The 25,186-nt window shown below is 70.0% G+C and carries 22 protein-coding genes; 15 read left to right on the top strand and 7 right to left on the bottom strand.

The annotated features are described in order from the left end of the window. Nucleotides 1-32: 32 nt before the first annotated feature. Nucleotides 33-155 carry a cytochrome bd-I oxidase subunit CydX gene (gene cydX, locus EOW65_RS19425; RefSeq protein ID WP_128152282.1) on the top strand — a complete coding sequence of 41 codons (123 nt, stop codon included), beginning with the start codon at nucleotides 33-35 and terminating at the stop codon, nucleotides 153-155. A gap of 106 nt (nucleotides 156-261) precedes the next feature. Here cydX and EOW65_RS19420 read toward each other — a convergent pair whose 3' ends face one another. The 4 genes from EOW65_RS19420 to EOW65_RS19405 all read right to left on the bottom strand — a co-directional run bounded on the left by EOW65_RS19420 (nucleotide 262) and on the right by EOW65_RS19405 (nucleotide 4,540). After that, a complete protein-coding gene (locus EOW65_RS19420; protein ID WP_128152280.1) occupies nucleotides 262-813 on the bottom strand; it encodes a response regulator transcription factor in 552 nt (183 codons plus the stop codon). Beyond that, nucleotides 810-2,078 (bottom strand): ATP-binding protein, encoded by a 1,269-nt coding sequence (locus EOW65_RS19415; protein WP_128152278.1) that lies wholly within the window; start codon nucleotides 2,076-2,078, stop codon nucleotides 810-812. Before EOW65_RS19415 ends, EOW65_RS19420 begins: the two co-directional genes overlap by 4 nt. A gap of 137 nt (nucleotides 2,079-2,215) precedes the next feature. Next, nucleotides 2,216-3,244, bottom strand: coding sequence for an SDR family NAD(P)-dependent oxidoreductase (locus tag EOW65_RS19410; RefSeq protein WP_128152276.1), 1,029 nt, complete (start codon nucleotides 3,242-3,244; stop codon nucleotides 2,216-2,218). 78 nt (nucleotides 3,245-3,322) lie between these two features. Beyond that, a complete protein-coding gene (locus EOW65_RS19405; RefSeq protein WP_128152274.1) occupies nucleotides 3,323-4,540 on the bottom strand; it encodes an aminotransferase-like domain-containing protein in 1,218 nt (405 codons plus the stop codon). 346 nt (nucleotides 4,541-4,886) lie between these two features. Between EOW65_RS19405 and EOW65_RS19400 the strand changes: the two genes are divergently transcribed. Both EOW65_RS19400 and EOW65_RS19395 read left to right on the top strand, forming a co-directional pair. After that, nucleotides 4,887-5,360, top strand: a complete 474-nt coding sequence (locus EOW65_RS19400) for a (2Fe-2S)-binding protein (RefSeq protein WP_206364109.1) — start codon at nucleotides 4,887-4,889, stop codon at nucleotides 5,358-5,360. Further along, complete coding sequence (locus tag EOW65_RS19395) at nucleotides 5,357-8,821, top strand: molybdopterin cofactor-binding domain-containing protein (RefSeq protein WP_128152270.1); 3,465 nt, start codon at nucleotides 5,357-5,359, stop codon at nucleotides 8,819-8,821. Before EOW65_RS19400 ends, EOW65_RS19395 begins: the two co-directional genes overlap by 4 nt. 60 nt (nucleotides 8,822-8,881) lie before the next feature. On the opposite strand, the gene EOW65_RS19390 is transcribed toward EOW65_RS19395, so the two are convergent. After that, nucleotides 8,882-10,627, bottom strand: coding sequence for a hydantoinase B/oxoprolinase family protein (locus tag EOW65_RS19390; RefSeq protein WP_128152268.1), 1,746 nt, complete (start codon nucleotides 10,625-10,627; stop codon nucleotides 8,882-8,884). After that, nucleotides 10,624-12,687 carry a hydantoinase/oxoprolinase family protein gene (locus EOW65_RS19385; protein ID WP_128152266.1) on the bottom strand — a complete coding sequence of 688 codons (2,064 nt, stop codon included), beginning with the start codon at nucleotides 12,685-12,687 and terminating at the stop codon, nucleotides 10,624-10,626. The genes EOW65_RS19390 and EOW65_RS19385 overlap by 4 nt, the downstream gene beginning before the upstream one ends. Nucleotides 12,688-13,236: 549 nt before the next feature. Between EOW65_RS19385 and EOW65_RS19380 the strand changes: the two genes are divergently transcribed. The 9 genes from EOW65_RS19380 to EOW65_RS19340 all read left to right on the top strand — a co-directional run bounded on the left by EOW65_RS19380 (nucleotide 13,237) and on the right by EOW65_RS19340 (nucleotide 21,876). Next, nucleotides 13,237-14,688, top strand: a complete 1,452-nt coding sequence (locus EOW65_RS19380; protein WP_128152286.1) for a 6-hydroxynicotinate reductase — start codon at nucleotides 13,237-13,239, stop codon at nucleotides 14,686-14,688. Then, a complete protein-coding gene (locus tag EOW65_RS19375) occupies nucleotides 14,685-15,542 on the top strand; it encodes a UPF0280 family protein (RefSeq protein WP_128152264.1) in 858 nt (285 codons plus the stop codon). Before EOW65_RS19380 ends, EOW65_RS19375 begins: the two co-directional genes overlap by 4 nt. Beyond that, nucleotides 15,535-16,119, top strand: coding sequence for an amino acid synthesis family protein (locus EOW65_RS19370; RefSeq protein ID WP_128152261.1), 585 nt, complete (start codon nucleotides 15,535-15,537; stop codon nucleotides 16,117-16,119). Before EOW65_RS19375 ends, EOW65_RS19370 begins: the two co-directional genes overlap by 8 nt. After that, complete coding sequence (locus tag EOW65_RS19365) at nucleotides 16,119-16,703, top strand: amino acid synthesis family protein (protein ID WP_128152259.1); 585 nt, start codon at nucleotides 16,119-16,121, stop codon at nucleotides 16,701-16,703. Before EOW65_RS19370 ends, EOW65_RS19365 begins: the two co-directional genes overlap by 1 nt. Nucleotides 16,704-16,809: 106 nt before the next feature. Further along, a complete protein-coding gene (locus EOW65_RS19360) occupies nucleotides 16,810-18,012 on the top strand; it encodes an ABC transporter substrate-binding protein (protein ID WP_128152257.1) in 1,203 nt (400 codons plus the stop codon). A 63-nt stretch (nucleotides 18,013-18,075) separates the two neighbouring features. Further along, nucleotides 18,076-19,947, top strand: coding sequence for an ABC transporter permease (locus EOW65_RS19355; protein WP_128152255.1), 1,872 nt, complete (start codon nucleotides 18,076-18,078; stop codon nucleotides 19,945-19,947). Nucleotide 19,948: 1 nt separating this feature from the next. After that, nucleotides 19,949-20,719, top strand: a complete 771-nt coding sequence (locus EOW65_RS19350) for an ABC transporter ATP-binding protein (RefSeq protein ID WP_128152253.1) — start codon at nucleotides 19,949-19,951, stop codon at nucleotides 20,717-20,719. Then, nucleotides 20,712-21,413, top strand: a complete 702-nt coding sequence (locus tag EOW65_RS19345; protein ID WP_128152251.1) for an ABC transporter ATP-binding protein — start codon at nucleotides 20,712-20,714, stop codon at nucleotides 21,411-21,413. Before EOW65_RS19350 ends, EOW65_RS19345 begins: the two co-directional genes overlap by 8 nt. A gap of 22 nt (nucleotides 21,414-21,435) precedes the next feature. Continuing rightward, entirely contained in the window at nucleotides 21,436-21,876 is a 441-nt protein-coding gene (locus tag EOW65_RS19340) for a MarR family winged helix-turn-helix transcriptional regulator (protein ID WP_128152250.1), read from the top strand. 260 nt (nucleotides 21,877-22,136) lie between these two features. On the opposite strand, the gene EOW65_RS19335 is transcribed toward EOW65_RS19340, so the two are convergent. Next, a complete protein-coding gene (locus tag EOW65_RS19335; protein WP_128152248.1) occupies nucleotides 22,137-22,868 on the bottom strand; it encodes an SDR family NAD(P)-dependent oxidoreductase in 732 nt (243 codons plus the stop codon). 128 nt (nucleotides 22,869-22,996) lie between these two features. Here EOW65_RS19335 and argB point away from each other — a divergent pair, with 128 nt between their 5' ends. Genes argB through EOW65_RS19320 form a run of 3 tightly spaced genes read left to right on the top strand, consistent with a single transcriptional unit; the run spans nucleotide 22,997 to nucleotide 25,004 of the window. After that, nucleotides 22,997-23,875 (top strand): acetylglutamate kinase, encoded by an 879-nt coding sequence (gene argB / locus EOW65_RS19330; RefSeq protein ID WP_128152284.1) that lies wholly within the window; start codon nucleotides 22,997-22,999, stop codon nucleotides 23,873-23,875. Further along, nucleotides 23,872-24,486 (top strand): ferredoxin, encoded by a 615-nt coding sequence (locus EOW65_RS19325; RefSeq protein ID WP_128152246.1) that lies wholly within the window; start codon nucleotides 23,872-23,874, stop codon nucleotides 24,484-24,486. The genes argB and EOW65_RS19325 overlap by 4 nt, the downstream gene beginning before the upstream one ends. Continuing rightward, nucleotides 24,483-25,004 (top strand): SixA phosphatase family protein, encoded by a 522-nt coding sequence (locus tag EOW65_RS19320; protein WP_128152244.1) that lies wholly within the window; start codon nucleotides 24,483-24,485, stop codon nucleotides 25,002-25,004. Before EOW65_RS19325 ends, EOW65_RS19320 begins: the two co-directional genes overlap by 4 nt. Nucleotides 25,005-25,186 lie beyond the last annotated feature (182 nt).

Genomic DNA, 25,186 nt, shown 5'->3' with positions numbered 1-25,186 from the left:
ACAAGAACGCCTACTGAGAAAGGACGCATCCCATGTGGTACTTCGCCTGGATCCTCGGCCTCCCCCTCGCAGCCCTCATCGCCGTCGCAAACGCAATGTGGCTCGAAATGCTCAACGATCGGAAGATGATCGGCGGTCACGACCCGAAGTCGTGACCCCACCCCCTTCGCGGCGGATGTCCAGCCGTCGCGCAGCCCTGACCGCGTCCCTTTGGTCTTGGGTTCACTCGCCGCCCGGGTCTCCTTACCCCGGGCGGCCTTTTCATTCCGCCTCGCCGCCCTCGCGCCGCGCCGCCAGCTTGCGCGCCAGCGTGCGCCGGTGCAGGCCGAGCCGCCGCGCCGCCTCGGAGATGTTGAAGTCAGCCTCGGCGAGGGTGCGCTGGATCAGCTCCCATTCCTGCTCGCGCAGCCCGGTCTGCGGCGCCTCGATCTCGGGCAGGACCTCGCCCGCGCGATGACCGAAAGCGGCCTCGATCTCGCGCGCGGTGGCGGGTTTCGCAAGGTATTGCGTCGCGCCGAGCTTGATCGCCTCGACCGCGGTCGAGATCGCCGCAAAGCCGGTCAGCACGACGATCCGGGTCTCCGGGTCGCGCGCGGCCAGCCCCTGCACCACACCGAGCCCCGAGCCCTCGGCCAGCTTCAGATCGACGATCGCATGGGTCGGCGGGTGGCGCCGCGCGGTCTCGAGCGCGCCCGCCTCGCGCGCGGCGACCTGCACCTCGTAGCCGCGGCGCAGGAAGGATTCGGCGAGCGTCGCGGCAAGGCGCGCGTCATCCTCGACGATCAGCAGGCGGCGGGGGGCGTCATCGGTCATGCAAGGTCTCCGTCGCGGTCGAGGCGCGGCAGGGTGATGCGGATCACCGCGCCCCTGTCGCTGTTGGCAAGCTCCATCCGCCCGCCCAGACGGGCAAGCGCGTTGCGGGTGAGGAAAAGGCCCAGCCCCCGCCCGGCCTCGGGGCTGCCCGAGACGAAGGGCGCGCCGGAATGGTCGAGCACCGCGGGCGGAAAGCCCGGACCGCGGTCGGTCAGGGTGAAGACGATGTCCCCGGCGGTGACCGACAGCGTGGCCGTCAGCGTGCCCGGCGCCGCCGCCTCGGCATTGTCGAGCAGGTTGAGCGCCGCCGCCTCGAACATCGGTTCGGTCAGGAAGCGCGCCCGCGTGCCCGGAGCGATGGTGAGCGGCACCGCGGGACGGTCGCGTGTCGTGCTCCAGAGCGCGAGCAGGCGACGGAATTCGGTCTCGGCGCAGGCCTCGGCGGCGGCCTCGAAACGCTCGCGGCCGGCGGCGCGCAGGGTGCGGCTGACGATCTCGCGGCAGCGCTTCACCTCGGCGATCATCGCGCTCAGCGCCGCGCCGCGGGCGGGTTCGTCGGGCAGGCCCAGATCGGCCCAGTCATCGAGGGTGACGGCAAGCGTGGTCAGCGGCGTGCCGAGCTCGTGCGCCATGCCCGAGGCCAGAAGGCCGAGCCCCACCAGCTGATCGGCCTCGGTGCGTTCGCGGCGCAACGCCTCGATCGCGGCGGCGCGGGCGGCGAGATTCGCGCGCAGGCGCAGGGTGAACCAGCTGAGGATGGTCGAGGCGAGGATGAAGGCGAGAAAGATCGCTCCGCCGTCGCGCCCGGGCGACGCGGGAAACAGTGTCAGTCCCCAGACGCAGGCGTTCGCCAGCAGGTAGATCGGCAGCGCCCGCGACGGCGCGCAGAGCGACACCGCGAGCATCACCGGCACCAGCAGCAGCAGCGTGAAGGGGTTCTGCGCACCCCCCGAGAGCGCCAGCAGCACCGTGCCCGCAAGGGTGTCAAAGCCCAGCTGCGCGGCAATCACCCAATCGGGCACCGGCGGCCCCTTCGGCCGCAGCGAGAGCGCCGTGAGCAGGTTGAAGGCGACGAGCAGCGCCGAGACCGTCGCCATCTCGCCGCGCGGCAAGTCGATGCCCAGCACCTGCGCGGCATAGACGGTGGCGGCGAACTGACTGGCGATCGCCACCCAGCGGATCTGCACCAGCAGCCACGCGGTGTCATGCGCGGCGACATGCTCTGGGTCGGGCCGCTGCGGGGCGGCGGGCGGAACCGGGCTCATCGCCTCTCCCTCGGGATGGCCTCCGCAGCCGGAGGCGGACAGTGGCGCGGCAGCCCTGCCCCCGCACCGGCCCGAGACTTGACCGATATGTCCGGCCGGCGCAACCGCCCGCGATGCCGCAGCGGCGCAGGCCGGGTTCAGACCTGATAGTAGTCGCGATACCAGTCGACGAAAGCCTTCACCCCCTCGGGCACGCGAGTCTTCGGATGATAGCCGGTGAGCGATTGCAGAAGCGTGGTGTCGGCCCAGGTCGCGGGCACGTCGCCCGCCTGCATCGGCATCAGGTTGCGCTCGGCCACGCGGCCCGTCGCCGCCTCGATCGCGGCGATGTAATCGGTCAATTGCACCGGCTCCGAATTGCCGATGTTGACGACGCGCCAGGGTGCCACCGGCGACAGGCTGTCGCCCTCGGCCACGACGCCGTCCGCGGGGCGCACCGGCACCGCGTCAATCAGCAGCCGGATCGCCTCGACGAGATCCGTGACATAGGTGAAGTCGCGCTTCATGTCGCCGAAGTTGTAAACGTCGATCGGGCGCCCCTCGAGGATCGCCTTGGTGAACTTGAACAGCGCCATGTCCGGCCGGCCCCATGGGCCGTAGACGGTGAAGAAGCGGAACATCGTCACCGGCAGGCCGAAGAGATGGGCATAGGAATGCGCCATCGCCTCGGTCGCCTTCTTCGTCGCGGCATAGAAGGACATCTGGTGATCGGCCTTCATCACCTCGCGATAGGGCATCTCGGTATTCGCGCCATAGGCCGAGGAGGTGGAGGCAAGCAGCATATGCGCCGGCGGGAAGGCGCGCGCCGCCTCGAGGATCTCGAAGGTGCCGACGATGTTGCTTTCGAGATAGGAGCGCGGGTTCTCGATCGAATAGCGCACGCCCGCCTGCGCGGCGAGATGCACAACCACATCTGGGCGGTGTTCCTCGAACAGCCGCATCATCAGGCCGGAGGTCTCGACGCTGTCATTGACCACCGAGAAGCCCGCATTCTGCGCCAGCATCGCCTGACGGCGTTCCTTCAGCGAGACCTCGTAGTAATCCGACAGGTTGTCGAGCCCGACCACCCGCCAGCCCTCGTCGAGCAGCCGCCGGCACAGGTGGAAACCAATGAAGCCGGACGAGCCGGTGACGAGCGCGGTGCGGGGGGGAAGGGCAGCGGACATGAAACCTCCGGACAGAATACCCCCTTCAGTAACGCCTGCGCGCGGCTCAGGCCAGCCTTTGCCGCACGCAAGGAGGGGTCAGCGGATGCCGGCGGCGTCCATCACCCGCGCAAGGCGCTGAATGCCCGCGTCGATCGTCGCCTCGTCCGACATCGAGAAGTTCAGCCGCAGCGTGTTGCGGTTCGAGCCGTCGGCGAAGAAGGCATTGCCGGGCACGAAGGCGACCTTCTCGGTGGCCAGCGCCCGTTCGAGCAGCTTGGCGCCGTCCTCGCCCTCGGGCAGATGCACCCAGATGAACATGCCGCCCTCGGGGCGGGTCCAGCTCACGCCTTTCGGCATGTGCCGCTCGAGCGAGGCGAGCATCGCCTGAAGCCGCGCGCCATAGACCTTGCGCAGCATCGCCACGTGCTCGTCGAACAGCTCCTCGGCGACCTCGGCGGTGACCACCTGGTTCAGCGTCGCGGTCTGCAGGTCGGCCGCCTGCTTCATCAGCACCATCTGGCCGATCACCGGCTTTGCCGCCACCACCCAGCCCACGCGCAGACCGGGCGCCAGCGTCTTCGAGAACGAGCCGCAATAGATCGTCCGGCAGGCCTCGAGATCGCCCTTGCGCGCGATCTCGATCGCCAGCAGCGGCGGATAGGCGGTGCCCGAATAGCGCAGCGCCTGATAGGCCGCGTCCTCGATCACCGCGATGTCGAGCGTTTCCGCCATGTCGAGCACCGCTTCGCGCTCGGCCAGATCCATGGTGACGCCGGTCGGGTTGGCGAAATCGGCAGAGAGATAGGCGAATTTCACCCGCCCGCCCGCGGCTTCGGCATCGGCCGCGATCTCGGCCGGACCGCGGTTCGCCGCCGGGTCGAGCCGGTCATAGCGCGGCTGATAGGCGTTGAAGGCGCCAAGCGCGCCCAGATAGGTCGGCCAGCCGACCAGCGCGGTGTCACTCGGGTCGACGAACAGCTTGCCGAGGTAATCGAGCGCCTGCTGCGAGCCCGCGGTGATCAGCACGTTCTCGGGCGTGCAGGCGATGCCCAGCGTCGCCATATAGCCGACGATCCAGCGGCGCAGCGGCAGATAGCCCTCGGAGGGCGCATATTGCAGCGTGGTGCCCGCCGCCTCGGCCGAGACGGCGCGGGCCATGGCGCGCGCGAAGGCCTCGCGCGGGAACAGCGCCGGATCGGGAATGCCGCCGGCGAAGGAAATGATCTCGGGCTGGTCCAGAAGCTTGAGCAGCTCGCGGATCTCCGAGGCCTTCATTCCTTCGGTCCGCGTGGCAAAAAGATTCGTCAAGGACATGCTTTCCCCCAGATCATCAAGTGGGCTCTCGTCCACCCGGCCGCGGAACAAGTCAATATGGCTGACATGAAATGTGATCAATCCCGCCATGCATGGAGCGCGGATTTTCCATCCCGCCGGCGCAAGGGCCTGCCTCGCCCCTCCCCCTTTCGCGACTGCCCGCATTTTCCGCACGATTGCCCGCGGCATCGGCCGCGCGCCCGCCACGGCCTCCCCCGCGCACGGCTTTTCTTGACGGCCGGGGGGCTGGCCCGGTTTATTTGTATGCAAACGGTTTCGAGACACGGAACCCGCCGTCGCAAGGGCCCCGGACCCGGCCATGGCGCGTACAACAGGGAGCCCGGGAATGACCATCCGCCTTGCCGTCAACGGGCAGGACCATGCCTTCGATCTGCCACCGCAGACCTCGCTGCTCGAGGTGCTGCGCAACGACCTTGGCCTGAACGGGCCGAAATACGGCTGCGGCTATGGCGAATGCGGCGCCTGCTCCGTTCTGGTGGACGGGCAGGCGGCGCGGGCCTGCGTGATGACGCTGGGCGCGGTAGCGGGGCGGGGGGTGACGACGCTCGAAGGCCTTGGCACGCCCGAGGCGCCGCATCCGGTGCAGCGCGCCTTCATCGAGGAAGAGGGCGCGCAATGCGGCTATTGCCTGAACGGCATGATCGTGACGGTGACGGCGCTGCTGCACGACACGCCCACACCCGACCGGGCCACCCTCGCCCGCGCGCTGCGCCACAACCTGTGCCGCTGCGGCACGCATCTCGAGATCCTGCGCGCCGCCGAACGCGCGGTCACGCTGATGGCCGAGGCGCGAAAATGACCGCGCTCGCGATCTGGCGCACCGGCAAGGCCGGGCCCGAGACCCTGCTCGAGATCGACGCCACGGGTGCCGTCACCGGCTTCAACGGCCATGTCGATCTTGGCACCGGCATCCGCACCGCGCTTGGCCAGATCGTCGCCGAGGAGCTCGACCTGCCGCCCGCACGCGTGCGCATGGTGCTGGGCGACACCGCCCGCACCCCCGATCAGGGGCCGACCATCGCTTCGGAATCGATCCAGTTCGCCGCGGTGCCGCTGCGCGCGGCGGCGGCACAGGCGCGGGCGATCCTGCTGGGCCTTGCCGCCACCCGCTTCGGCTGCCCGCCCGAGGCGCTGACGCTCCGCGAGGGCGTGATCACGGGCGGGGCCGGCACCGCCGATTTCGCCGCGCTGCTGGCGAACCAGTCGATCCGCGCCGAGCTCGACCCCGCCGCCCGGGTCAAGACGCCGGCCGAATATCGCACCGTCGGCCGGTCGAGCCCGCGCGTCGACCTGCCCGGCAAGGCCACCGGCACCTGGACCTATGTCCATGACGTGCGCCTGCCCGGGATGCTGCATGGCCATGTGCTCCGCCCGCCCTATGCCGGGCGCGACAGCGGCCCCTTCATCGGCCACAGCCTGCTTGCGATCGACGAGGCCTCGGTCGCGCATCTGCCGGGGCTTGTCGCTATCGTCCGGATCCGCGACTTCCTCGCCGTGGTGGCCGAGCGCGAGGGCCAGGCCCGCACCATCGCCGAGGCGCTGAAGGTCCGCTGGGCGCTGCCGCCCGAGCTGCCGGACCTGAGCGACATCGCCGGCACCCTGCGTGACCTGCCGGCGACGAAGCGGGTGCTGGCCGATCGTGGCGATGTCGAGGGGGCACTTTCCCGCGCCAAGGTGCAGCTTTCCCGCAGCTACAGCTGGCCCTGGCAGATGCACGGCTCGATCGGCCCCTCCTGCGCGGTGGCGCGGATCGAGGCTGGACGGCTCGAGATTTGGTCGGGCACGCAGAACCCGCACATGCTGCGCGGCGACATCGCCCGGCTGATGGAGATGCCCGAGGAGGCGATCGACATCCACCGCCACGAGGCCGCGGGCTGCTATGGCCGCAACTGCGCCGATGACGTCTGCGGCGATGCGGCGCTTCTGGCCCGCGCCGTGGGCCGGCCGGTACGGGTGCAGCTGACGCGCGAACAGGAACACCTGTGGGAGCCGAAGGGCGCGGCGCAGCTGATGGACGTGCGCGGCGGGCTCGGCGAAGATGGCCGCTTCGACGCCTATGATTTCGAGACCCGCTATCCCTCGAACCGCGGACCGAATCTCGCGCTGTTGCTGACCGGGGCGATCGCCCCTTCGCCGCAGCCCTCGGACATGGGCGACCGCACCGCAATCCCGCCCTACCGCATCGAGAACCTGCGCGTCGCGGTCCATGACATGGCGCCGATCGTGCGCGCCTCGTGGTTTCGCGGCGTCTCGGCCCTGCCCAACACCTTCGCGCATGAAAGCTTCATCGACGAGCTGGCGGCCGAGGCGGGCGAGGACCCGGTCGCCTTCCGGCTGCGCCACATCGACGATGCCCGCACCGCCGAGCTGATCCGCCGCACCGCCGAGGAAGGCGGCTGGCAGCCCCGCACCGGGCCGCGGCTGCATGGCGAGGGCGACTTTGCCTTCGGTCAGGGCTTTGCCCACGCGACCTATGTGCACGGCACCTTCCCGGGCGTCGCCGCGGCGCAGGCCGCCTGGATGGCCGAGGTGGCGGTGAACCGGCGCACCGGCGAGGTCAGCCTGACGAAGGTGCTGGTCGGGCAGGATTCGGGGCTGATGATCAACCCCGACGGCGTGCGCCACCAGCTGCACGGCAATGTCGTGCAATCGCTCAGCCGCACCCTGAACGAGGCCGTCACCTTCGACGCGATCTCGGTCGCCGACAGGGACTGGGGCGCCTATCCGCTCGCCCGCTTCGAGGATCTGCCCGAGGTCCGAAGCGTGCTGATCGAGCGCCCCGAGGAGCCGCCCCTTGGCGTCGGCGAAAGCGCCTCGGTGCCCTCGGCCGCGGCGATTGCCAACGCGATCTTCGACGCGACCGGGGTGCGGATGCGCGAGCTGCCCTTCACCCCCGAGCGGGTGCGCGCGGCGCTGGCCGGCGCGCCGATGCCGCGCGCGCTGGCCGCCCCGCCGCCCCGGCGCCGGCCGTTTGCGCGGCTGGCGGCGACGCTCGCCGCGGGGATTGCCGGCGGGCTGATGGCCGGTGCCGTCGCCTTCCCCGCCTTCCGCGCCGAGATCCCGCGCAGCACGCCGCCCGCCGCCGGGCTGTGGTCGGCCGAGACGCTGGCCCGCGGCCGGCAGGTCTTTGCCGCGGGCGACTGCGCTGCCTGCCACAGTGCCGAGGGCGGCGTGCCGCTGACCGGGGGCCGCGCGATCGAGACGCCCTTCGGCACCGTGCATTCGACCAACCTGACCCCCGACCCGGAGACGGGGCTCGGCGCCTGGTCCTACCCCGCCTTCGCGCGGGCGATGCGCGAGGGGATCTCGCGCGATGGTCATCACCTCTATCCGGCCTTCCCCTACACCGCCTTCGCCCGGCTCACCGAGGACGACATGCAGGCGCTTTACGCCTATATCCAGTCGCTGCCGCCGGTGCGCGCCGAGGTGCCGCCAAGCCGGATGATCGCGCCGGTGAACCTGCGCGGCACGATGGCGGCATGGAACGCAATGTTTCACAACGCCACGCCCTTCACCCCCGACCCGGCGCAAAGCGCGGTCTGGAACCGCGGCGCCTATCTGGTCGAGGGGGCGGGGCATTGCGCCTCGTGCCACAGCCCGCGCAACGCGCTTGGAGCCGAGCGGACGGGGGCCGCGCATCTGGCGGGCGGCACGGTGGGCGGCTGGACGGCGCCGGCACTGAACGGCACCGGGCCGGCCCCCCTCGCCTGGACCGAGGCAGATCTTTACGATTACCTGCGCGACGGCCGCTCAAACCGCCATGGCGCAGCCGCGGGGCCGATGGCCCCGGTGATCGCGGCGCTCGCCGAACTCCCCGACAGCGACATCCGCGCGATGGCGACCTATCTCGCGAGCCTTGCCCCCGCCCCCGCGACACCAGCCCCCGCGGCCGAAACGCTGGCGGCCACGGCGCAAGAGGCGCTCGAGACCGCGACCGATCCGGCCGCGCGGCTGTTCACCGCCGCCTGCGGCTCGTGCCACATGCCCGGGCCGCTGCGCCTTGCCTCGGCCGCCACGGTGCCGCTTGCCTTTTCAAGCACCGTCCATGCCGATCGCCCCGACGGGCTCATTCACGCGATCCTCGAGGGCGTGCCCGCCACACCGGGCGGCGGCGCGTCGATGCCGGGCTTCGGCCCGGCGCTGAGCGACGCCCGCATCGCCGAGATCGCGGGCTTCCTGCGCCGCACCCTCGCCCCCGGGAAACCGGACTGGACCGGGCTTGCCGAAACCGTCGCCCGCGCCCGCGCCACCCGGCACTGACGCGAAAGGGGGCACCGTAAGGCCCCCTTTCCTGTCGTGAGTGGTCTTCTTCGGAACCCGTCAGAACCGGCGCGCGGCCCGCAGCGCTGCGGTCGCCACCGCATCGGGAGCAAAGCCCGCATCCAGCGCCACGCCGAACAGCGCCCGCGCCTCGTCAGCCGAATAGCGGCCAAGGCGCACATCCTCGGCCACCAGCTCGGGCGGGCGGGTGAACGGGTCGCCATAGCCGCCGCCACCCGGCGTGCCGACCCGCACCCGGTCGCCCGCGCTCAGCGGGATGTCCTGCGCCTTCGACAGATGCTCGGGGGTGAAGCTCTCGCCGCCACGGGTGACGGTGACGTGGTTCACCATGCCGTCGCGCCCGCCAAGCGCACCCTGCGGCCCGAAGCGACCGTGGTCCATCACGAAGCTCGCCCGCGCCGTGCCCTTGCGCAGCTCGACCTCGTAATCGAGGCCGAAGCCGCCGCGGTGCCGCCCCGCCCCGCCCGAGCCCTCGCGCAGCGCATAGCGGTGATAAAGCACCGGATAGGCCTGTTCCATGATCTCGACCGGCGGCGCCTTCGAGATGCCGATGGTCGAGCAGCCGTTCGAGATGCCGTCGCCCCCCGACCAGCCGCCATAGCCGCCGCCCGAGATCTGATACATGACGAAGTTGCGCCCCTCTTCCGGCACCGAGCCGCCGAGGGCGAAGTTGCCCGAGGAGCCCGCGGGCGAGGCGGTGACCCGCTCGGGCAGCGCCTCGACCAGCGCGGCAAAGACCGCCTCGGCGATGCGCTGGCTGACCTCGGCCGCGCAGCCCGAGACCGGGCGGGGATATTGCGCGTCAAGGAAGGTGCCGGTGGGGCGGAGGATCTCGAGCGGCTCGAAGGCGCCGGCGGAAATCGGCACGTCAGGGAAGATGTGCCGCATCGCGAGGTAAACCGAGGACAGCGTCGTCGCCAGAACCGAGTTCATCGGCCCCGCGCAGGGCGCCGAGGAGCCGGCGAAGTCGAAGATCAGCTTCTCGCCCGTCGCGGTGATCGTCAGGCGGATCTCCAGCGGCTCGTTCACCACGCCGTCGCTGTCGACATAGGCGGTCGCGGCATAGGTGCCGGGCGCGATCTCGCGGATGCCGGCGCGCATCTGCTCGGCCGCCCGCACCCGCAGCTCGGCGATGGCGGCGCGCACGGTGTCGTCGCCATAGCGATCCAGCAGCCGCGTGAGCCGGCTCTCGCCGACGTAGAGCGCCGCCGCCTGCGCCTTGACGTCGCCGATGCGCTGATCGGCCACCCGGATGTTCGAGCAGATGATGCCGTAGATCTCGGGATCGAGCTTGCCTTCCTTGAACAGCCGAACGGGAGGCAGCCGCAGCCCCTCCTGCTCGACCGCGGTGGCCGAGGCCGAGAACCCGCCCGGCACCGCGCCGCCGGTATCGGGCCAGTGCCCGGTGTTGCTGAGCCAGCAGAAGATCTTGCCATCGCGCCACACCGGCATGGCGAAGCGCACGTCCATCAGATGGGTGCCGCCCAGATAGGGGTCGTTGACGATGTAGATGTCACCCGGTTTCGGCGCGATCGCCCGGCCGTCGGCGATCCATTCGATCAGCGTCCGGGTCGAATACTGCATCGTGCCGACGAAGACCGGCAGCCCCTGCGAGCCCTGCGCGATCAGCGAGCCGTCCTCGGCCGAATAGATACCGTCGGAGCGGTCGTTCGCCTCGGCGATCACCGGCGAGAAGGCGGCGCGCGAAAAGCTCAGGTCCATCTCGTCGCAGACCTGCTGCAGACCGGACTGGATGACCGACAGGGTGATCGGATCGAGGGTCATGCCGCACCTTTCAGGGTGATGAGGATGTTGCCGTCCTGGTCCTGCGCGGCGCTGTCGCCGGGTTCGAGGACGATGGTCGTGTCCATCTGCTCGATGATCGCGGGGCCGGCGATCACTGCCGTCGCCGGCAGGTGGTCGCGCCAGTAGACCGGGGTCTCGACCCAGCCGTCGAACCACACCCGGCGGCTGCCGGTCTGCGCCTCGGCCAGCGTCGCGCGGCGGCCGGCGGCGTCGATCAGCAGGCCGAGGTCGATCTCGGAGCGGCGCCCGATGACCGAGGTGTTGACGTTGACGAGCGCCGGCCGGATCTCGGGCAGCTCGACCTGGAAGCGGCGGAAATAGGCCGCTTCGAACAGCGCGCGCAGCTCCTCGCGCGTGGGCTTCGGGCCCGGCAGCGGCACCCGCAGCAGGTGGGTCTGACCGATGAACTGCATGTCGACCGAGGGGAGCACCCGGATCTCCTCGACCTCGACCGCCTCGGCGTTGATCGCCGCGGTGCCGGTCTCGATCTGCCGGGCAAAGACCGCGTGCAGCGCCTCGATGTCGACAAGGTCGAGCGGCTTGTTCACCGTGTTCACGAAGTCATGGCGCAGATCGGCCACGACGCAGCCAAGCGCGTTGGTGATGCCCGGCCGCGCCGGCACCAGCACCCGCGGCACGCCAAGTTCGCGCGCGATGGCGCTGGCATGGAGCGGCCCGGCGCCACCGAAGGCGAAGAGCGCGAAATCGCGCGGGTCTTCGCCGAGGCTGATCGAGACCATGCGCACCGCATCGGCCATCTTCGCCGTGGCGATCCGCAGCACCGCCGCCGCCGCATCCTCGGCGCTGACACCCAGCGGAACCCCCAGATCGGCGGCAAAGATCGTGCGGATCGTGTCGAGCGAGACCTGCGCGGAGGCCGCGTTCAGCTTTTCGGGGTTCATCCGGCCCAGCAGCAGGTTCGCGTCCGAGATCGTCGGGCGGGTGCCGCCGCGGCCATAGCAGATCGGCCCGGGGGTCGACCCCGCCGACTCGGGCCCCACCTGCAACAGCCCCGCCGCGTTCACCCGCGCGATCGAGCCGCCGCCCGCCCCCACCGTGCGCACATCGACCATCGGCACATGGATCGGCATTGCATATTCGATCTCGATCTCGTGGCTCACCGCGGGCTCGGCGCCGCGGATCAGCGCGACATCGGTCGAGGTGCCGCCCATGTCATAGGTCAGCAGGTCCGGAATGCCGGCGCGCCGCCCGGTATAGGCCGCCGCCATCACCCCCGAGGCCGGCCCCGACATCACCGTCTTCGCCGCCTCCTTCGCCACGATCCGCGCCGAGACCATGCCGCCGTTGCCGTTCATCACCAGCAGCTCGTGCCGATAGCCGCGCGCCGCCAGCCTGTCGGCCAGCCGCTCGACATAGCGGCGCAGCAGCGGCTGCACCGAGGCATTGACCGCCGCGGTCACGCCGCGCTCGAACTCGCGGCTTTCCGACAGCAGCGCATGGCCGAGCGTGATGTTCTCGTTCGGCCAGAGCTCGGCCGCGATCTCGCCTGCGCGCAGCTCGTGCGCGGGGTTGGCGTAGGCATGGAGGAAATGGATCACCAGCGCCTCGCAGCCCTCGGCCTTCAGCCGCCCGATCGCGTCGCGCAGCGCCGGCTCGTCGAGCGCCACCAGCTCGCCGCCCGAGGCATCCATCCGCTCGGGGATCTCGAGCCGCAGGTCGCGCGGGATCAGCGGCCGGAAGCTGCCCTTCAGCCCATAGGCCTGCGGCCGGGTGCGGCGGCCAAGCTCCAGCACGTCGCGAAAGCCCATCGTGGTGATCAGTCCGGTCTTGCACAGGGCGCGCTCCAGCACCGCGTTGGTGGTGGTGGTGGTGCCGTGCACGATCAGGTCGAGCGCCGCGATCTCGGCCCCGGCGGCATCGAGCGCACCGACGACGCCGGTCGACTGGTTGTCGAGCGTGGTCGGCACCTTGGCAAGCCGCACCGCCCCCGCCCGGCTGTCATAGAGCACGAGATCGGTGAAGGTGCCGCCGACGTCGATGCCGGCGACGATGCCGGAACTGGCTGCAGTCTCTGTCATGGGTCTTCGTCCTGAACCGCTGTCGGAGGGGCCCGGCGCAGGGCCGGCCCGATCAGGCTGGAACCGCGCCGGCTGGCTGTCAATCGCGTGACGGGGTCGGCGGAACGGAAAGTCCTGCGTGAAAGATTTCATTAGTATGCGAACGATAATTTGCATGCAAATTCGGCATCTGGCGCCACAAAATCAGGCAGCGCACGGAACGGGTCAGGGCCCGCCCCCGGGTTGCGAACTGTCCCGGCCGCCGCTTCGCCGCCCCTTTCCGTTGGGGTATTCCTTCTAGATTTCATTGAAACTTGCGGGAAAGCAACAGGCGCCGGTGAAACTGCCGGGTTTCCGGGCAAATGCCCCATTTACCCCCATTGGGCGCCCGGAGCGCCGACCACAAGGACAGAAACTGTTGACGCAGAGCGCGACTCGTGTCCGCTTGTATGCAAACGATTTGTGCATCCGCTTGCCCGGATGCCCGAGAGGTGTCCCGTGACCCAGACCGAGAGCGCCGACACGCCCCGCGATGCCGCCGCGAAGATCCGCTGCGATGCCTGCCCGGTGATGTGCTACATCGCCGAGGGCCGCGCCGGCGCCTGTGACCGCTATGCCAACGAGGGCGGGCAGCTGGTCCGCCTCGACCCGCTCACCATTCTCGAGAACCGCGTCCGCGCCGGCAGCGAGGAGCGCCTCGTGCCCTTCCTCGAGCGCGAGTGGGACGGCGACGTGATCGGCGGCGGCCAGCAATTCGTCACCGCGATCGGCGCCGGCACCACCTATCCCGACTACAAGCCCGCCCCCTTCATCGTCGCCTCGGAGTATGAGGGGGCGGACATGGTGACGGTGGTGACCGAGGGGATCTTTTCCTATTGCGGCGCCAAGGTGAAGATCGACACCGACAGGCATCTGGGCAGCGAATGCGCCGCGGTGCGCGCCGAGGGCGAGGTGATCGGCCATGTCACCACCTCGGAATACGGCAGCCAGATGCTCAGCCTCGGCGGGGTGAACCACCTCACCGGCGGCTCGAAGAAGGAGGGCCGGGTCACCTGCGCGACGCTGCTGGCGCTGTGCAACGGCGAGGCGGTCGATCTGACCATCGACAATGGCGCCGAACTGACGGTGCAGGCGGGCCACGCGCCGGTGGTGAACGGCCAGACCGAAGAGCGGATGCGCGTCGGCTGCGGCTCGGCCACCATCGGCATGTTCGCGGCACAGTGGCAGGGGCTGGTCGACGAGGTGGTGGTGGTCGACGACCACATCACCGGGGTGATGAGCGAACATCAGGCCGGCAAGGTGATCGGCTGGGAGCCCACCGGGATCAAGCTGCTCGGCCGCCGCTCGACGCCCGGGCGCTATTTCCAGGTGGCCGAGCCCGGCACCGGCTGGGGCGGCACCGACCTGACCGACCCGCTGGCCATCCTCGGCCCCTGGAACCCGAAGGTGGCGCGGCCGGGGCTGTCGCTGCTGATGGTCTCGACCACCGGCGAGCACGCCGCCTATTACGAACTCGACGACGATCTGCGCCCGGTCGAGACGGAGATCCCCGCGCGGCTTCTGCCCTCGACCCGCCGCATCGCCGAGAATTGCGAGCCCGCCCGCGCCTCGGTGCTGTTCATGGCGGGGGCCGGTGGCAGCCTGCGCGCCGGGGTCACGCAAAACCCGGTCGGGCTGACCCGCTCGGTGCAGGCGGCGCTGACCCGGGTGACGGTGGGCGGTGCGCCCGCCTATATCTGGCCGGGCGGCGGCATCACCTTCATGGCCGACGTGACGCAGATGCCGAAGAACGCCTTCGGCTATGTGCCCACCCCCGCCCTCGTCGCGCCGATCGAGTTCACCATGAGCCGCGCCGATTACGCCGCGCTTGGCGGGCACATGGATCATATCGTGCCACTGTCCGAGGCGCTGCGGGGCGTGCCGGGGCGGCAAAGCGACCACATCCTCTCGGGGCGCCGCGTGGCGGGAACGGCCGCGGGCGCGCCCTGGCCCGTCACGCCACTCGGCAAGGACGCGCGATGAGGGATCTCGCCGACAGCCTCGACGTCATGGTCTCGGCCGACGGGCGCCGGCTGCGGCTGGTGCATGGCCCCTCGGACGTGATCGTCACCGCCGAGGGTGAAGCGCCCGCGCGGATGGCGGCCTTCGCGCGGATCCGCGCGGCCTTTGCCCCGCTGCTGGCCGAGCTTGCCGCCGAGCTGCCGCGGCTGCGCGCGCCCGAAGGGGCGATGCCCGCGGGCGCCGTGGCGCGGCGGATGGTGGCGGCCGTCACCCCCTTCGCGGGCGTCTTCGTCACCCCGATGGCGGCCGTCGCCGGCGCGACCGCCGACCATCTGCTGGCGGCTGCCCTGCTGCCCGGCCACAGCCTCACTCGGCTCTCGGTCAACAACGGCGGCGATATCGCGCTGTGGCAGGGCGCGGGCGCCGTGCGCATCGCGATCTGCGACGACCCGCAGACCGGGCGCGCCGGCGGCCGGATCGAGCTGCCGGCCGACGCCGGCATCGGCGGCATCGCCACCTCGGGCTGGCGCGGACGCTCCTTCTCGCGCGGCATCGCCGATGCGGTGACGGTGCTCGCGGACAACGCCGCCAGCGCCGATGTCGCCGCGACGCTGATCGCCAATGCCGTCGACCTGCCCGGCCATGGCGCCATCACCCGCGCCCCGGCCCGCACGCTGTTTCCCGACAGCGACCTTGGCGCGATCCCGGTGACCACCGATGTCGGCGCCCTCAGCGCAGCCGAGTGCGAGATGGCCCTCGACAGCGGCTGCGCCTGCGCCGAAACCTTTCGCGCGCGCGGTCTGATCCGCGCCGCCTATCTCTCGCTCGGCGAGCATCGCCGCACCCTTGCCGGAAAGGAGCTTTCCCGTGCCTGAACCCGAGATCCGCAAAACCGCGCTCCAGATCGAGACGATCTGGCACGAGGGCGGCCCGGCGGCCGAGGTGCCGCTGAAGAAGGGCGCCGCGCTCGTCGTCATCAAGAACCCCTTCGCCGGCGCCTATCACGCCGAGATCGCGGGCTTCATGGACGATCTGAAGCCGCTTGGCCTGCGCATGGCGCGCGAGCTGATCGACGCGCTCGGGGGCGATGCGGCGGCGATCGAGGGCTATGGCAAGGGCGCCATCGTCGGCGCCGCGGGCGAGATCGAGCATGGCGCGCTGTGGCATGTGCCGGGCGGCTATGCGATGCGCGAACTGCTGCCGGCCTCCGCCGCGATCGTGCCCTCGACGAAGAAACTCGGCGGGCCGGGCACGCGCCTTGACGTGCCGATCACCCATTCGAACGCCTCCTATGTGCGCAGCCATTTCGACGCGATGGAGGTGGGGCTGGCCGACGCGCCGAAGGCCGACGAGCTGCTTCTGGTGCTGGTGATGACCACCGGCCCGCGCATCCACGCCCGCGTCGGCGGCCTGAAGGCCGAGGACGTGAAGGGCGAGGACGGGCTGCGCTGATGCGGGCCGCGATCCGCAAGCTCGTGACCCTGACCGAGACGGTCGAGCGCGAGATGGGCCGCCCCGTCGCCCCGTCGGCGCGCCGCGCGGCGGCGGCTGTGGTGATCGCGAACCCCTTCGCCGGCCGCTATGCCGAGGACCTTTCCGAGCTGATCGAGATCGGCGCCGAGCTGGGCGGGCTGCTCGCCGCCGAGGCGATCGCCGCGCTCGGGGGCGATGCGGCGGCGGTGCAAAGCTATGGCAAGGCGGCGCTGGTCGGCGAGGCGGGCGAACTCGAACATGCCGCGGCGCTTTTGCACCCGAAGATGGGGGCACCGCTGCGCGCGGCGCTTGGCGGCGGCGCGGCGCTGGTGCCGTCGTCAAAAAAGATGGGCGGCATCGGACAGGTCCTGGACATTCCGCTCGGCCACAAGGACGCCGCCTATGTCCGCAGCCATTTCGACGGCATGGAGATCCGCATCGCCGACGCGCCGCGCCCGGGCGAGATCGTCGTCGCCATCGCGCTTGCCACCGGCGGGCGCCCGCTTGCCCGCGTCGGCGGGCTGAGCCATGCCGAGGCCGTGGGGAAGGACGGCCTGCGCTGAGAGCTTTGCCGGGGACATCCCCGGCCGAGGAGTGCTAACGATGACCGGGGCAAACCCGGCACATGGCAACCGGGGCCCCGGCCCCGCCAACAGGAGAGACGACCACATGAACATCCTACGCAGCCTGATCGCCGCTGCCACGGCGGTCACCGTGCTCTCGGCCCCGGCCTTCGCCGAGGACCCGATCAAGATCGGTGACATCAACCATTACAAGCGCATGGCCGCCTTCGCCGAACCCTATCGCAAGGGCATCGAGCTGGCGGTGGCCGAGGTCAACGCCGAGGGTGGCGTGCTGGGCCGGCCGCTCGAATTCGTCTTCCCCGACGATCAGGGCGACCCCGGCGAGGCGGTGAAGATCGCCGAGGATCTGATGACCCGCGAGGGCACGGTGATGTTCACCGGCGCGATCCTGTCGAACGTGGGCATCGCGCTCTCCTCCTTCGCCAAGGAGAAGAACTATCTCTACCTCGCCGGCGAGCCGCTCGCCGACACGCTGGTGTGGAAGTCGGGCAACCCGAACACCTTCCGGCTGCGCGTCTCGACCTGGGTGCAGGCGGCGATGCTGGCCGAACAGGCGGCGAAGACCGACGCCAAGACCTATGCCACGATCGCGCCGAACTATTCCTACGGCACCGAGGCGGTCGAGGCGTTCAAGGCGAACCTCAAGCGGCTGAAGCCCGATGTCGAATTCGTCGACGAGCAATGGCCGGCGCTGTTCAAGATCGACGCCGCGGCCGAGGTGCAGGCGATCGAGAAGGCGAAGCCCGACGCGATCTTCAACGTCACCTTCGGTGCCGACCTCGCGAAATTCGTGCGCGAGGGCACAGACCGGGGCCTGTTCGACGGGCGCGGCGTCTATTCGATGCTGACCGGCGAGCCGGAATATCTCGAGCCGCTCGGCGAGGAGGCGCCCGAGGGCTGGTATGTCACCGGCTACCCCTGGTACGACCTGCCCGACGGCCCCGGCAAGGACTTCGTTGCGGCCTATGAGACCGCCACCGGCGAGACCCCGAAGATGGGCAGCCTCGTCGGCTACACGATGGCGAAATCCGTGGCCGCGGCGATCCAGAAGGCCGGCGCCACCGACACCGCCTCGCTGATCAAGGCCTTCGAGGGGCTCGAGGTGCCGTCGACCCCGGTCGGGCCGCTCGAATACCGCGCGATCGACCATCAGTCGACGCTTGGCGCCTATGTCGGCACGCTCGCCGTCAAGGACGGCAAGGGCGTGATGGTCGACTGGGAATACAAGAACCCCGTGCCCTACATGCCCTCGGATGACGAGATCCGGGCGATGCGCCCGGCGAACTGAGCCGGCCCCCTGCCCGGCCCCTCTTCCCGGGGCCGGGTCTTCCTTCCGACAGAGGATGTCCCGATGGGATTCTTCATCGCGCAGCTCCTGACCGGGCTCGCCAATGCCGCGGCGCTGTTTCTGGTGGCCTCGGGGCTGTCGCTGATCTTCGGCGTGACCCGGATCGTCAACTTCGCCCATGGCTCGTTCTACATGCTCGGCGCCTATGTCGGGATCACGCTGATGGGCGTGCTGCCCGGGGTTCTGGGCCCGTATCTCGGCTTCTGGGGCGCGATCGTGCTCACCGGGCTGATCGTCGGGCTTGCCGGCGCGCTGGTCGAGATCGTCGTGCTGCGGCCGATCTATCGCGCGCCCGAGCTGTTCCAGCTGGTCGCCACCTTCGGCGTGATCCTGGTCATCCAGGACCTCGCGCTGATGGTCTGGGGGGCGGAGGACCAGATGGGCCCGCGCGCGCCCGGCCTGCGCGGCGTGTTCCGCATCTTCGGCGAGCCGATCCCGAAATACGACATCGTGCTGATCTGCATCACCCCGTTCATCCTGCTGGCCCTCTGGGCGCTGATCGCGAAGACCCGGCTTGGCGTGCTGGTGCGCGCCGCGACACAGGACCGCGAGATGGTGGCGGCGCTTGGCGTCAATCAGCGATGGCTCTTCACCGGTGTCTTCGCGCTCGGCTCGGCGCTTGCGGGCTGGGGCGGCGCATTGCAACTGCCGAAGGGCGGCGCCGACCTCCTGATGGATTTCAACATCATCGGCCCCCTCTTCGTCGTCACCGTGATCGGCGGCATGGGCAGCCTGCCCGGCGCCTTCATCGCCGCGGTGCTGATTTCGGTGCTGAACGTCTTCGGCGTCGCCTATCTGCCGCAATCGACGCTGGTGCTGATGTTCGTGGTGATGGCGATCGTGCTGATCGTGCGGCCCTACGGGCTTCTGGGCAAGGAGGAGGTGGCGGGCGAGCATGGCCAGTCCGGCGCCCCCGAGACCCCGATCCGCCCCTTCGGCCGGCGCGGACGCCTCGCCGTGGCCGGGCTCTTGCTGGTGATGGCGCTGCTGCCGCTGGTGACCCAGCCCTTCGCGCTGGTGCTGCTGACCGACATCGTGATCTTCGCGCTCTTCGCCGCCTCGCTGCAGTTCATCCTCGGCACCGGCGGGCTCGTCAGCTTCGGCCACGCGGCCTTCTATGGCGGCGGCGCCTATGCCGCGGCGCTGATGGTGACCTATGCGAAGACCCCGATGGAGATCGCCTTCCTCTTCGCCCCGCTCGGCGCGGGGATGCTGGCCCTCGTCATCGGCTGGTTCTGCATCCGGCTGTCGGGCGTCTATTTCGCCATGCTCACCCTCGCCTTCAGCCAGCTGGTCTGGTCGCTGGTGTTCCAGTGGCGCGCCGTCACCCGCGGCGACGACGGGCTGATCGACATCTGGCCCTCGGCGTGGCTGTCGGGAACCGTGCCCTATTACTACTTCACCCTGGTCGTCGGCGTGCTCGGCATCCTGTTCCTGCGCACGGTGATCCACGCCCCCTTCGGCTATGCGCTGCGCGCCGGGCGTGACAGCGCGCGGCAGGCCGAGGCGATGGGGATCGACGTCAAGCGCGTGCAATACGTGGCCTTCGCGCTTGCCGGTGCGCTGGCGGGTCTTGCCGGCGGGCTTTTCGTCTTCGCCAAGGGCTCGGTCTTCCCGACCGAGCTCGAGATCGGGAAAAGTTTCGACGCGCTCATCGTCGTCTTCCTCGGCGGGGTGAAGACGCTCTCGGGCGGCATCGTCGGTGCCACCTTCATGGCGGCGGTCGAGGACTGGCTGACCCGGCTCCACTACTGGCGGCTGCTGCTCGGCCTGCTCATCATCGCGGTGGTGATCCTCGCCCCCGAGGGCATCGTCGGCTCGGCCCGCCGGCTGGGGCTGCGCCTTGGTCTGGTGAAGCACACGGAGGCGGATTGAGATGACCGAGATCTTGAGGGTCGAGAACCTCGCCAAATCCTATGGCACCTTCGAGGCGGTGAAGGGCATCAGCTTCACCGTCCGCGAGGGCGAGATGAAGGCGCTGATCGGGCCGAACGGCGCCGGCAAGTCGACCTGCTTCAACATGCTGACCGGGCAGATCCGGCCGACGCGCGGCGAGGTCTTCCTGGACGGCGCGCGCATCACCGGCCTGCCGCCGCGGGTGATCTGGCGCCGCGGCGTCGGGCGCACCTTCCAGATCACCGGCACCTATCAGTCGATGACGGTGATCGAGAACGTGCAGATGGCGCTGATCAGCCACAACCGGCGGGTGTTCTCGCTGTTCGGCCGGGCCCGGGCGCTTTACCGGACCGAGGCGCTGGCGCTGCTCGACCGGGTCGGGATGGCAGATCAGGCCGAGCGGCCCTGCTCGGTGCTGGCCTATGGCGATCTGAAGAAGCTGGAACTGGCCATTGCCCTTGCGCACCGGCCACGGCTGCTGCTGATGGACGAACCGACCGCCGGCATGGCGCCATCGGCGCGCATCGCGCTGATGCAGCTCACGGCCGACATCGTCACCGAGGAGGGGCTGAGCGTGCTCTTCACCGAGCATGACATGGACGTGGTCTTTGCCCATGCCCATCACATCATGGTGCTGAACCGCGGCGAGCTGATCGCCGACGGCAATGCCGCCGAGGTGCGCGCCAACCCGCAGGTGCAGGACGTCTATCTGGGCGGCGGGATGCTCTTCAAGGAGATCGACCATGCTTGAGCTGCGCGACGTCAACAGCTTCTACGGCAAGGCGCATATCCTGCAGGACCTGTCCTTCTCGGTCGGCCGCGGCGAGGTGGTGGCGCTTCTGGGCCGCAACGGCGCGGGCAAGAGCACGACGATGAAGTCGATCATCCAGATCGTGCGGCCGCGCACGGGCAGCGTGACCCTTGCCGGGCGCGAGCTCGTGGGCCAGCCCTCCTACCGGGTGGCGCGCGCGGGCATCGGCTATGTCCCCGAGGACCGGCGCATCTTCACCGCCCTCACCGTGCTCGAGAACCTCGAGGTCGGGCGCCAGCCGCGCCGCGACGGCGCGCCGGTCTGGACGGTGGATGCGCTCTTCGAGCTGTTCCCGAACCTCTACGAGCGCCGCAACCGGCTCGGCAAGGCGATGTCGGGCGGCGAACAGCAGATGCTGACCATCGCCCGCACGTTGATGGGCAACCCCTCGCTCCTGCTGCTCGACGAGCCCTCCGAAGGCATCGCCCCGGTGATCGTCGAACAGATGGCCCATGCCATCCTGCGGCTGAAGGCGCAGGGGCTGACGGTGATGATCTCCGAGCAGAACCTGCATTTCGCCCGCGTCGTCGCCGATCGGGCGATCATCATCGAAAGCGGGGCGAAAAAGTTCGACGGCAGCTTCGAGGAGCTTGCGGCCAAGCCCGAGATCCGCGACGCCTATCTGGCGGTGTGAGACCGCCCGAGGAGGAGGACAGATGGAGGACGAGGAGGCCCCCGACGCAGGGCACGGCTATGTGCTCGACGAACAGGTCGGCTACATGCTGCGCCGCGCCTATCAGCGCAACTCGCTGATCTTTTCCGAACTGGTGCCGGGCGGGCTGACGACGACGCAGTTTTCCGTGCTCTACCGGCTCGGCGAGAAGGGCGCGATGTCGCAAAACATGCTCGGCCGCTCGGTCGAGATGGACGGGGCGACGACGAAGGGCGTGGTCGACCGGCTGGCGCAGCGCGGGCTGCTTGCCACCGCGCCCGACCCCGCCGACCGGCGCCGGCGCACGGTCTCGCTGACGCCCGCGGGGGCGGCGGCGCTGGCGGCGGCGATCACCGCGGCGAAGGAGGTGACGCGCACCACCCTTGCGCCGCTGCGCCCGGCCGAACGCAAGACCTTCCTGCGGCTGCTCGCCCGGCTGATGTGACACCTCAGCAAGGGCCTTGGCCTGCGCCGCCCCCAGCAGCCCCCGGACCGGGCCGCGCGCCCGGCACCAGTCGCGCCTTGACCGAAGACAGGGCGCCCGCCAGCTGACACGGCAGGCACATTCAGGCCCGTTTCCTCCGGACAATCGTCGGCAACCGGACGGGTTCGGACGAGGGGCCTCCGGGCGGCAGGAAGGGACCCTCCCCGTCTTCCAATTGCTCCAAATATCCCGGGGGTCCGGGGGCAGCGCCCCCGGGGCGCTCACACGTGCTGACCGCCGTTCACCTCGATCTCGGTGCCGGTGACATAGCTCGAGCCCTGCGTGCACAGGAACCAGATCACGTCGGCCACTTCCGAGGGCTGGCCGAGGCGGCGCAGCGGCAGGGTCTCGACGATCTTCTCGGTGCCGGGCGACAGGATCGAGGTCTCGATCTCGCCCGGCGCGATCGCGTTCACCCGTACCCCGAGCGGACCGAAGTCATGCGCCATCTCGCGGGTCAGCGCCTTCAGCGCCGCCTTCGAGGTCGCGTAGGCCGCGCCTGCGAAGGGGTGCACGCGCGACCCCGCGATCGAGGTGACATTGACCACCGCGCCCTTTGCCGCCGAAAGCTCGTCCTTCAGCCCGCGGGCAAGCACGATCGGCGCGAAGAAGTTAACGTGGAACACCTGGCCCCAGGTGCGCAGGTCGGTCTCGATCGAGTTGAGCCGGCTGCCGCCCGGCCCCTTCGGCGAGATCCCCGCGTTGTTCACCAGCGCGTCGAGCCGCCCGTTCAGCCGGCCGCGGACCTCCTCGATCGCCTCGATCGTCCGGTTCGGATCGGCGAGGTCGATCTGGATGTGATCCTCGCGCCCGCCGCCCCAGGGGCATTCCTCGGGAAAGGGCTGGCGCGAACAGGTGATGATCCGCCACCCCTCGCGCGCGAATCGCTTCACCGTGGCATGGCCGATCCCGCGGCTCGCCCCCGTCAGCAGCATCACCCTGCGCTCGTCCATCGTGACCTCCGTGTTTCGCCCCGAAGGTAATCGCCCGGGCGGCATTGGCAATGCCCTTGGCAGGCCCGGCGTTTGGCCGTAACACTTGCCGCGACTTTTCCCGGGGACCGATCATGAGAAAGCAGACCATGAACCGTGACTGGATCGCCACCGCCCGGACCCTCTCCGAGGCGCTTCCCTACCTTCAGCGCTACACCGGCGCCGTGGTCGTCGTGAAATTCGGCGGCAATGCCATGGGCGACGACGAGGCGATGGCGGAATTCGCCCGCGACATCGTGCTGATGAAGCAGGTCGGCATGAACCCGGTCGTCGTGCATGGCGGCGGGCCGATGATCAATGACATGCTCGCCAAGCTCGGCATCAAGTCGGACTGGGTGCGCGGCAAGCGCGTCACCGACAAGGCCACCGTCGAGGTGGTCGAGATGATCCTCTCGGGCCTTGTCAACAAGCGCATCGTGCAGGCGATCAACGATCAGGGCGGGCGCGCGGTCGGCATCTCCGGCAAGGACGACGACCTGATGGTCTGCGAGGCGGACGATCCCGAGCTCGGCTTCGTCGGCCGCCCGGTCGAGATGAACGTGCAGGTGATCCGCGACCTCTACGAGGCCGGCATCATCCCGGTGATCGCCCCGGTTGCGACCGGCGTGAACGACAACGAGACCTTCAACGTCAACGGCGACACCGCCGCGGGCGCGATCGCCGGGGCGCTGCAGGCCGATCGCCTGCTGCTGCTGACCGATGTCGCCGGCGTCAAGAACAAGGCGGGCGAGGTCATCACCCAGATGTCGCCCGACGAGGTCGCCGCGCTGATCGAGGACGGCACGATCTCGGGCGGCATGATCCCCAAGGTCGAGACCGCGCTGAAGGCGGTGAAGGAAGGCGTGCGCGCCGTCGTCATCCTCGACGGGCGCGTCGCCAACGCCTGCCTGCTCGAGCTCTTCACCGAACATGGCGCAGGCTCGATGATCCGCTCGACCGCGCCGCGGGTGACGCCGCGCCGGCGGTGAGCCTCGACGACGATCTCGCGGCCGAGCGGCTTTTCGTCGCGGGCCGGCTGCACGAGGGGGAGGAAACGCTTCTCCTCCTCTCCCCGGCCGAGCCCGGCTTCTGGGCGCATCTGACCGCCGGCCCGGAATGGGCCGACGGCGCCCCCGATCCGGTCGACCGCTGGTCGGCGCGGGTGATCGGGCAGATCGCCGCCGCACATGGCGGCCGCGCCCTCTTTCCCTTCGGCGGGCCCCCGCATGCGCCCTTCTACCGCTGGGCGCTGGCTTCTGGGCAGTTCTTCGCCTCTCCCGTGCATCTGCTCGTGCATCCGCAGATGGGCCTCTGGGCCAGCCTGCGCGGCGCCATCGCCCTGCCCGGCCGCGCGGCGCGGCCTGCCCCCGCGCCCCATCCCTGCACCGGCTGCCCCGCGCCCTGCACCACGGCCTGCCCGGCCGGCGCCCTCACCCCCGCGGGGTACGATGTGCCGGGCTGTCACGGCTTCCTCGACCGCCCTGAAGGGGCATCGTGCCGCAGCACCGGATGTGCCGTGCGCCGGGCTTGCCCCCTCAGCCGATCCTATGGCAGGCTGCCGGTGCAATCCGCCTGGCATATGAGGAATTTTCACGCATGACTCCGATTGGCTATCGTCGCCTGATCCTCACCCGCCACGCGAAGTCGAGCTGGGACGACCCGGACACGCCCGACATCGACCGCCCGCTGAACGCGCGCGGCCGGGCGGCGGCGCGCGAACTTGGCGACTTCCTCGCCTCGCGTGATCTCGAACCCGAGGAGGTGCTGTGCTCGACCGCCCTGCGCACCCGCGAGACCTGGACGGGCGTGCAATCGGCCGTGCTCGAATCGCTGCCCGAAGTGCGCTACATCGACGAGCTCTACCACGCCGATCCGGGCGTGCTGCTCTCGGTGCTGAAGACCGCGACCGCGCCCACCGTGATGATGATCTGCCACAACCCCGGCATCGCCGCCTTCGCCGCGCGCCTGCCCTCGCGCCCGGTCTTCGACCCCGACTTCCGCAAGTTTCCGACCTGCGCGACGGCGGTGATCGACTTCCAGATCGACCGCTGGTCGCAGGTCCATCCGGGCCGCGGCTCGCTGCTCGATTTCTTCACCCCGTCGAACCGCAAGCAATAAGGGCGCCGAAGCGCCCCTGCCGTCCCTTCGGAACGTTCTCCCCCGTGGTTTTCTCCTTGGCCCAAAGACCTCGGGGGTGAATGCGCCACAGGCGCAGAGGGGGCAGCGCCCCCTCCCTGCCCCGGCCTCAATGCCCGAGGATCTGGCTCAGGAACTGCTTCGTCCGCTCCGACTGCGGGTTG

Source organism: Paenirhodobacter ferrireducens, from assembly GCF_004022265.1.
Taxonomy (GTDB): Bacteria; Pseudomonadota; Alphaproteobacteria; order Rhodobacterales; family Rhodobacteraceae; genus Rhodobacter; species Rhodobacter ferrireducens.
The sequence above is the reverse complement of the archived record's forward strand: the minus strand, read 5'-3'. Positions and strand labels throughout refer to the sequence as shown.

Excerpts from the sequence above, each read along its gene's own strand:
- cydX (WP_128152282.1), top strand. The coding sequence starts at position 33 with ATGTGGTACTTCGCCTGGATCCTCGGCCTCCCCCTCGCAGCCCTCATC.
- EOW65_RS19420 (WP_128152280.1), bottom strand. The coding sequence starts at position 813 with ATGACCGATGACGCCCCCCGCCGCCTGCTGATCGTCGAGGATGACGCG.
- EOW65_RS19415 (WP_128152278.1), bottom strand. The coding sequence starts at position 2,078 with ATGAGCCCGGTTCCGCCCGCCGCCCCGCAGCGGCCCGACCCAGAGCAT.
- EOW65_RS19410 (WP_128152276.1), bottom strand. The coding sequence starts at position 3,244 with ATGTCCGCTGCCCTTCCCCCCCGCACCGCGCTCGTCACCGGCTCGTCC.
- EOW65_RS19405 (WP_128152274.1), bottom strand. The coding sequence starts at position 4,540 with ATGTCCTTGACGAATCTTTTTGCCACGCGGACCGAAGGAATGAAGGCC.
- EOW65_RS19400 (WP_206364109.1), top strand. The coding sequence starts at position 4,887 with ATGACCATCCGCCTTGCCGTCAACGGGCAGGACCATGCCTTCGATCTG.
- EOW65_RS19395 (WP_128152270.1), top strand. The coding sequence starts at position 5,357 with ATGACCGCGCTCGCGATCTGGCGCACCGGCAAGGCCGGGCCCGAGACC.
- EOW65_RS19390 (WP_128152268.1), bottom strand. The coding sequence starts at position 10,627 with ATGACCCTCGATCCGATCACCCTGTCGGTCATCCAGTCCGGTCTGCAG.
- EOW65_RS19385 (WP_128152266.1), bottom strand. The coding sequence starts at position 12,687 with ATGACAGAGACTGCAGCCAGTTCCGGCATCGTCGCCGGCATCGACGTC.
- EOW65_RS19380 (WP_128152286.1), top strand. The coding sequence starts at position 13,237 with ATGTGCTACATCGCCGAGGGCCGCGCCGGCGCCTGTGACCGCTATGCC.
- EOW65_RS19375 (WP_128152264.1), top strand. The coding sequence starts at position 14,685 with ATGAGGGATCTCGCCGACAGCCTCGACGTCATGGTCTCGGCCGACGGG.
- EOW65_RS19365 (WP_128152259.1), top strand. The coding sequence starts at position 16,119 with ATGCGGGCCGCGATCCGCAAGCTCGTGACCCTGACCGAGACGGTCGAG.
- EOW65_RS19360 (WP_128152257.1), top strand. The coding sequence starts at position 16,810 with ATGAACATCCTACGCAGCCTGATCGCCGCTGCCACGGCGGTCACCGTG.
- EOW65_RS19355 (WP_128152255.1), top strand. The coding sequence starts at position 18,076 with ATGGGATTCTTCATCGCGCAGCTCCTGACCGGGCTCGCCAATGCCGCG.
- EOW65_RS19350 (WP_128152253.1), top strand. The coding sequence starts at position 19,949 with ATGACCGAGATCTTGAGGGTCGAGAACCTCGCCAAATCCTATGGCACC.
- EOW65_RS19345 (WP_128152251.1), top strand. The coding sequence starts at position 20,712 with ATGCTTGAGCTGCGCGACGTCAACAGCTTCTACGGCAAGGCGCATATC.
- EOW65_RS19340 (WP_128152250.1), top strand. The coding sequence starts at position 21,436 with ATGGAGGACGAGGAGGCCCCCGACGCAGGGCACGGCTATGTGCTCGAC.
- EOW65_RS19335 (WP_128152248.1), bottom strand. The coding sequence starts at position 22,868 with ATGGACGAGCGCAGGGTGATGCTGCTGACGGGGGCGAGCCGCGGGATC.
- argB (WP_128152284.1), top strand. The coding sequence starts at position 22,997 with ATGAACCGTGACTGGATCGCCACCGCCCGGACCCTCTCCGAGGCGCTT.
- EOW65_RS19320 (WP_128152244.1), top strand. The coding sequence starts at position 24,483 with ATGACTCCGATTGGCTATCGTCGCCTGATCCTCACCCGCCACGCGAAG.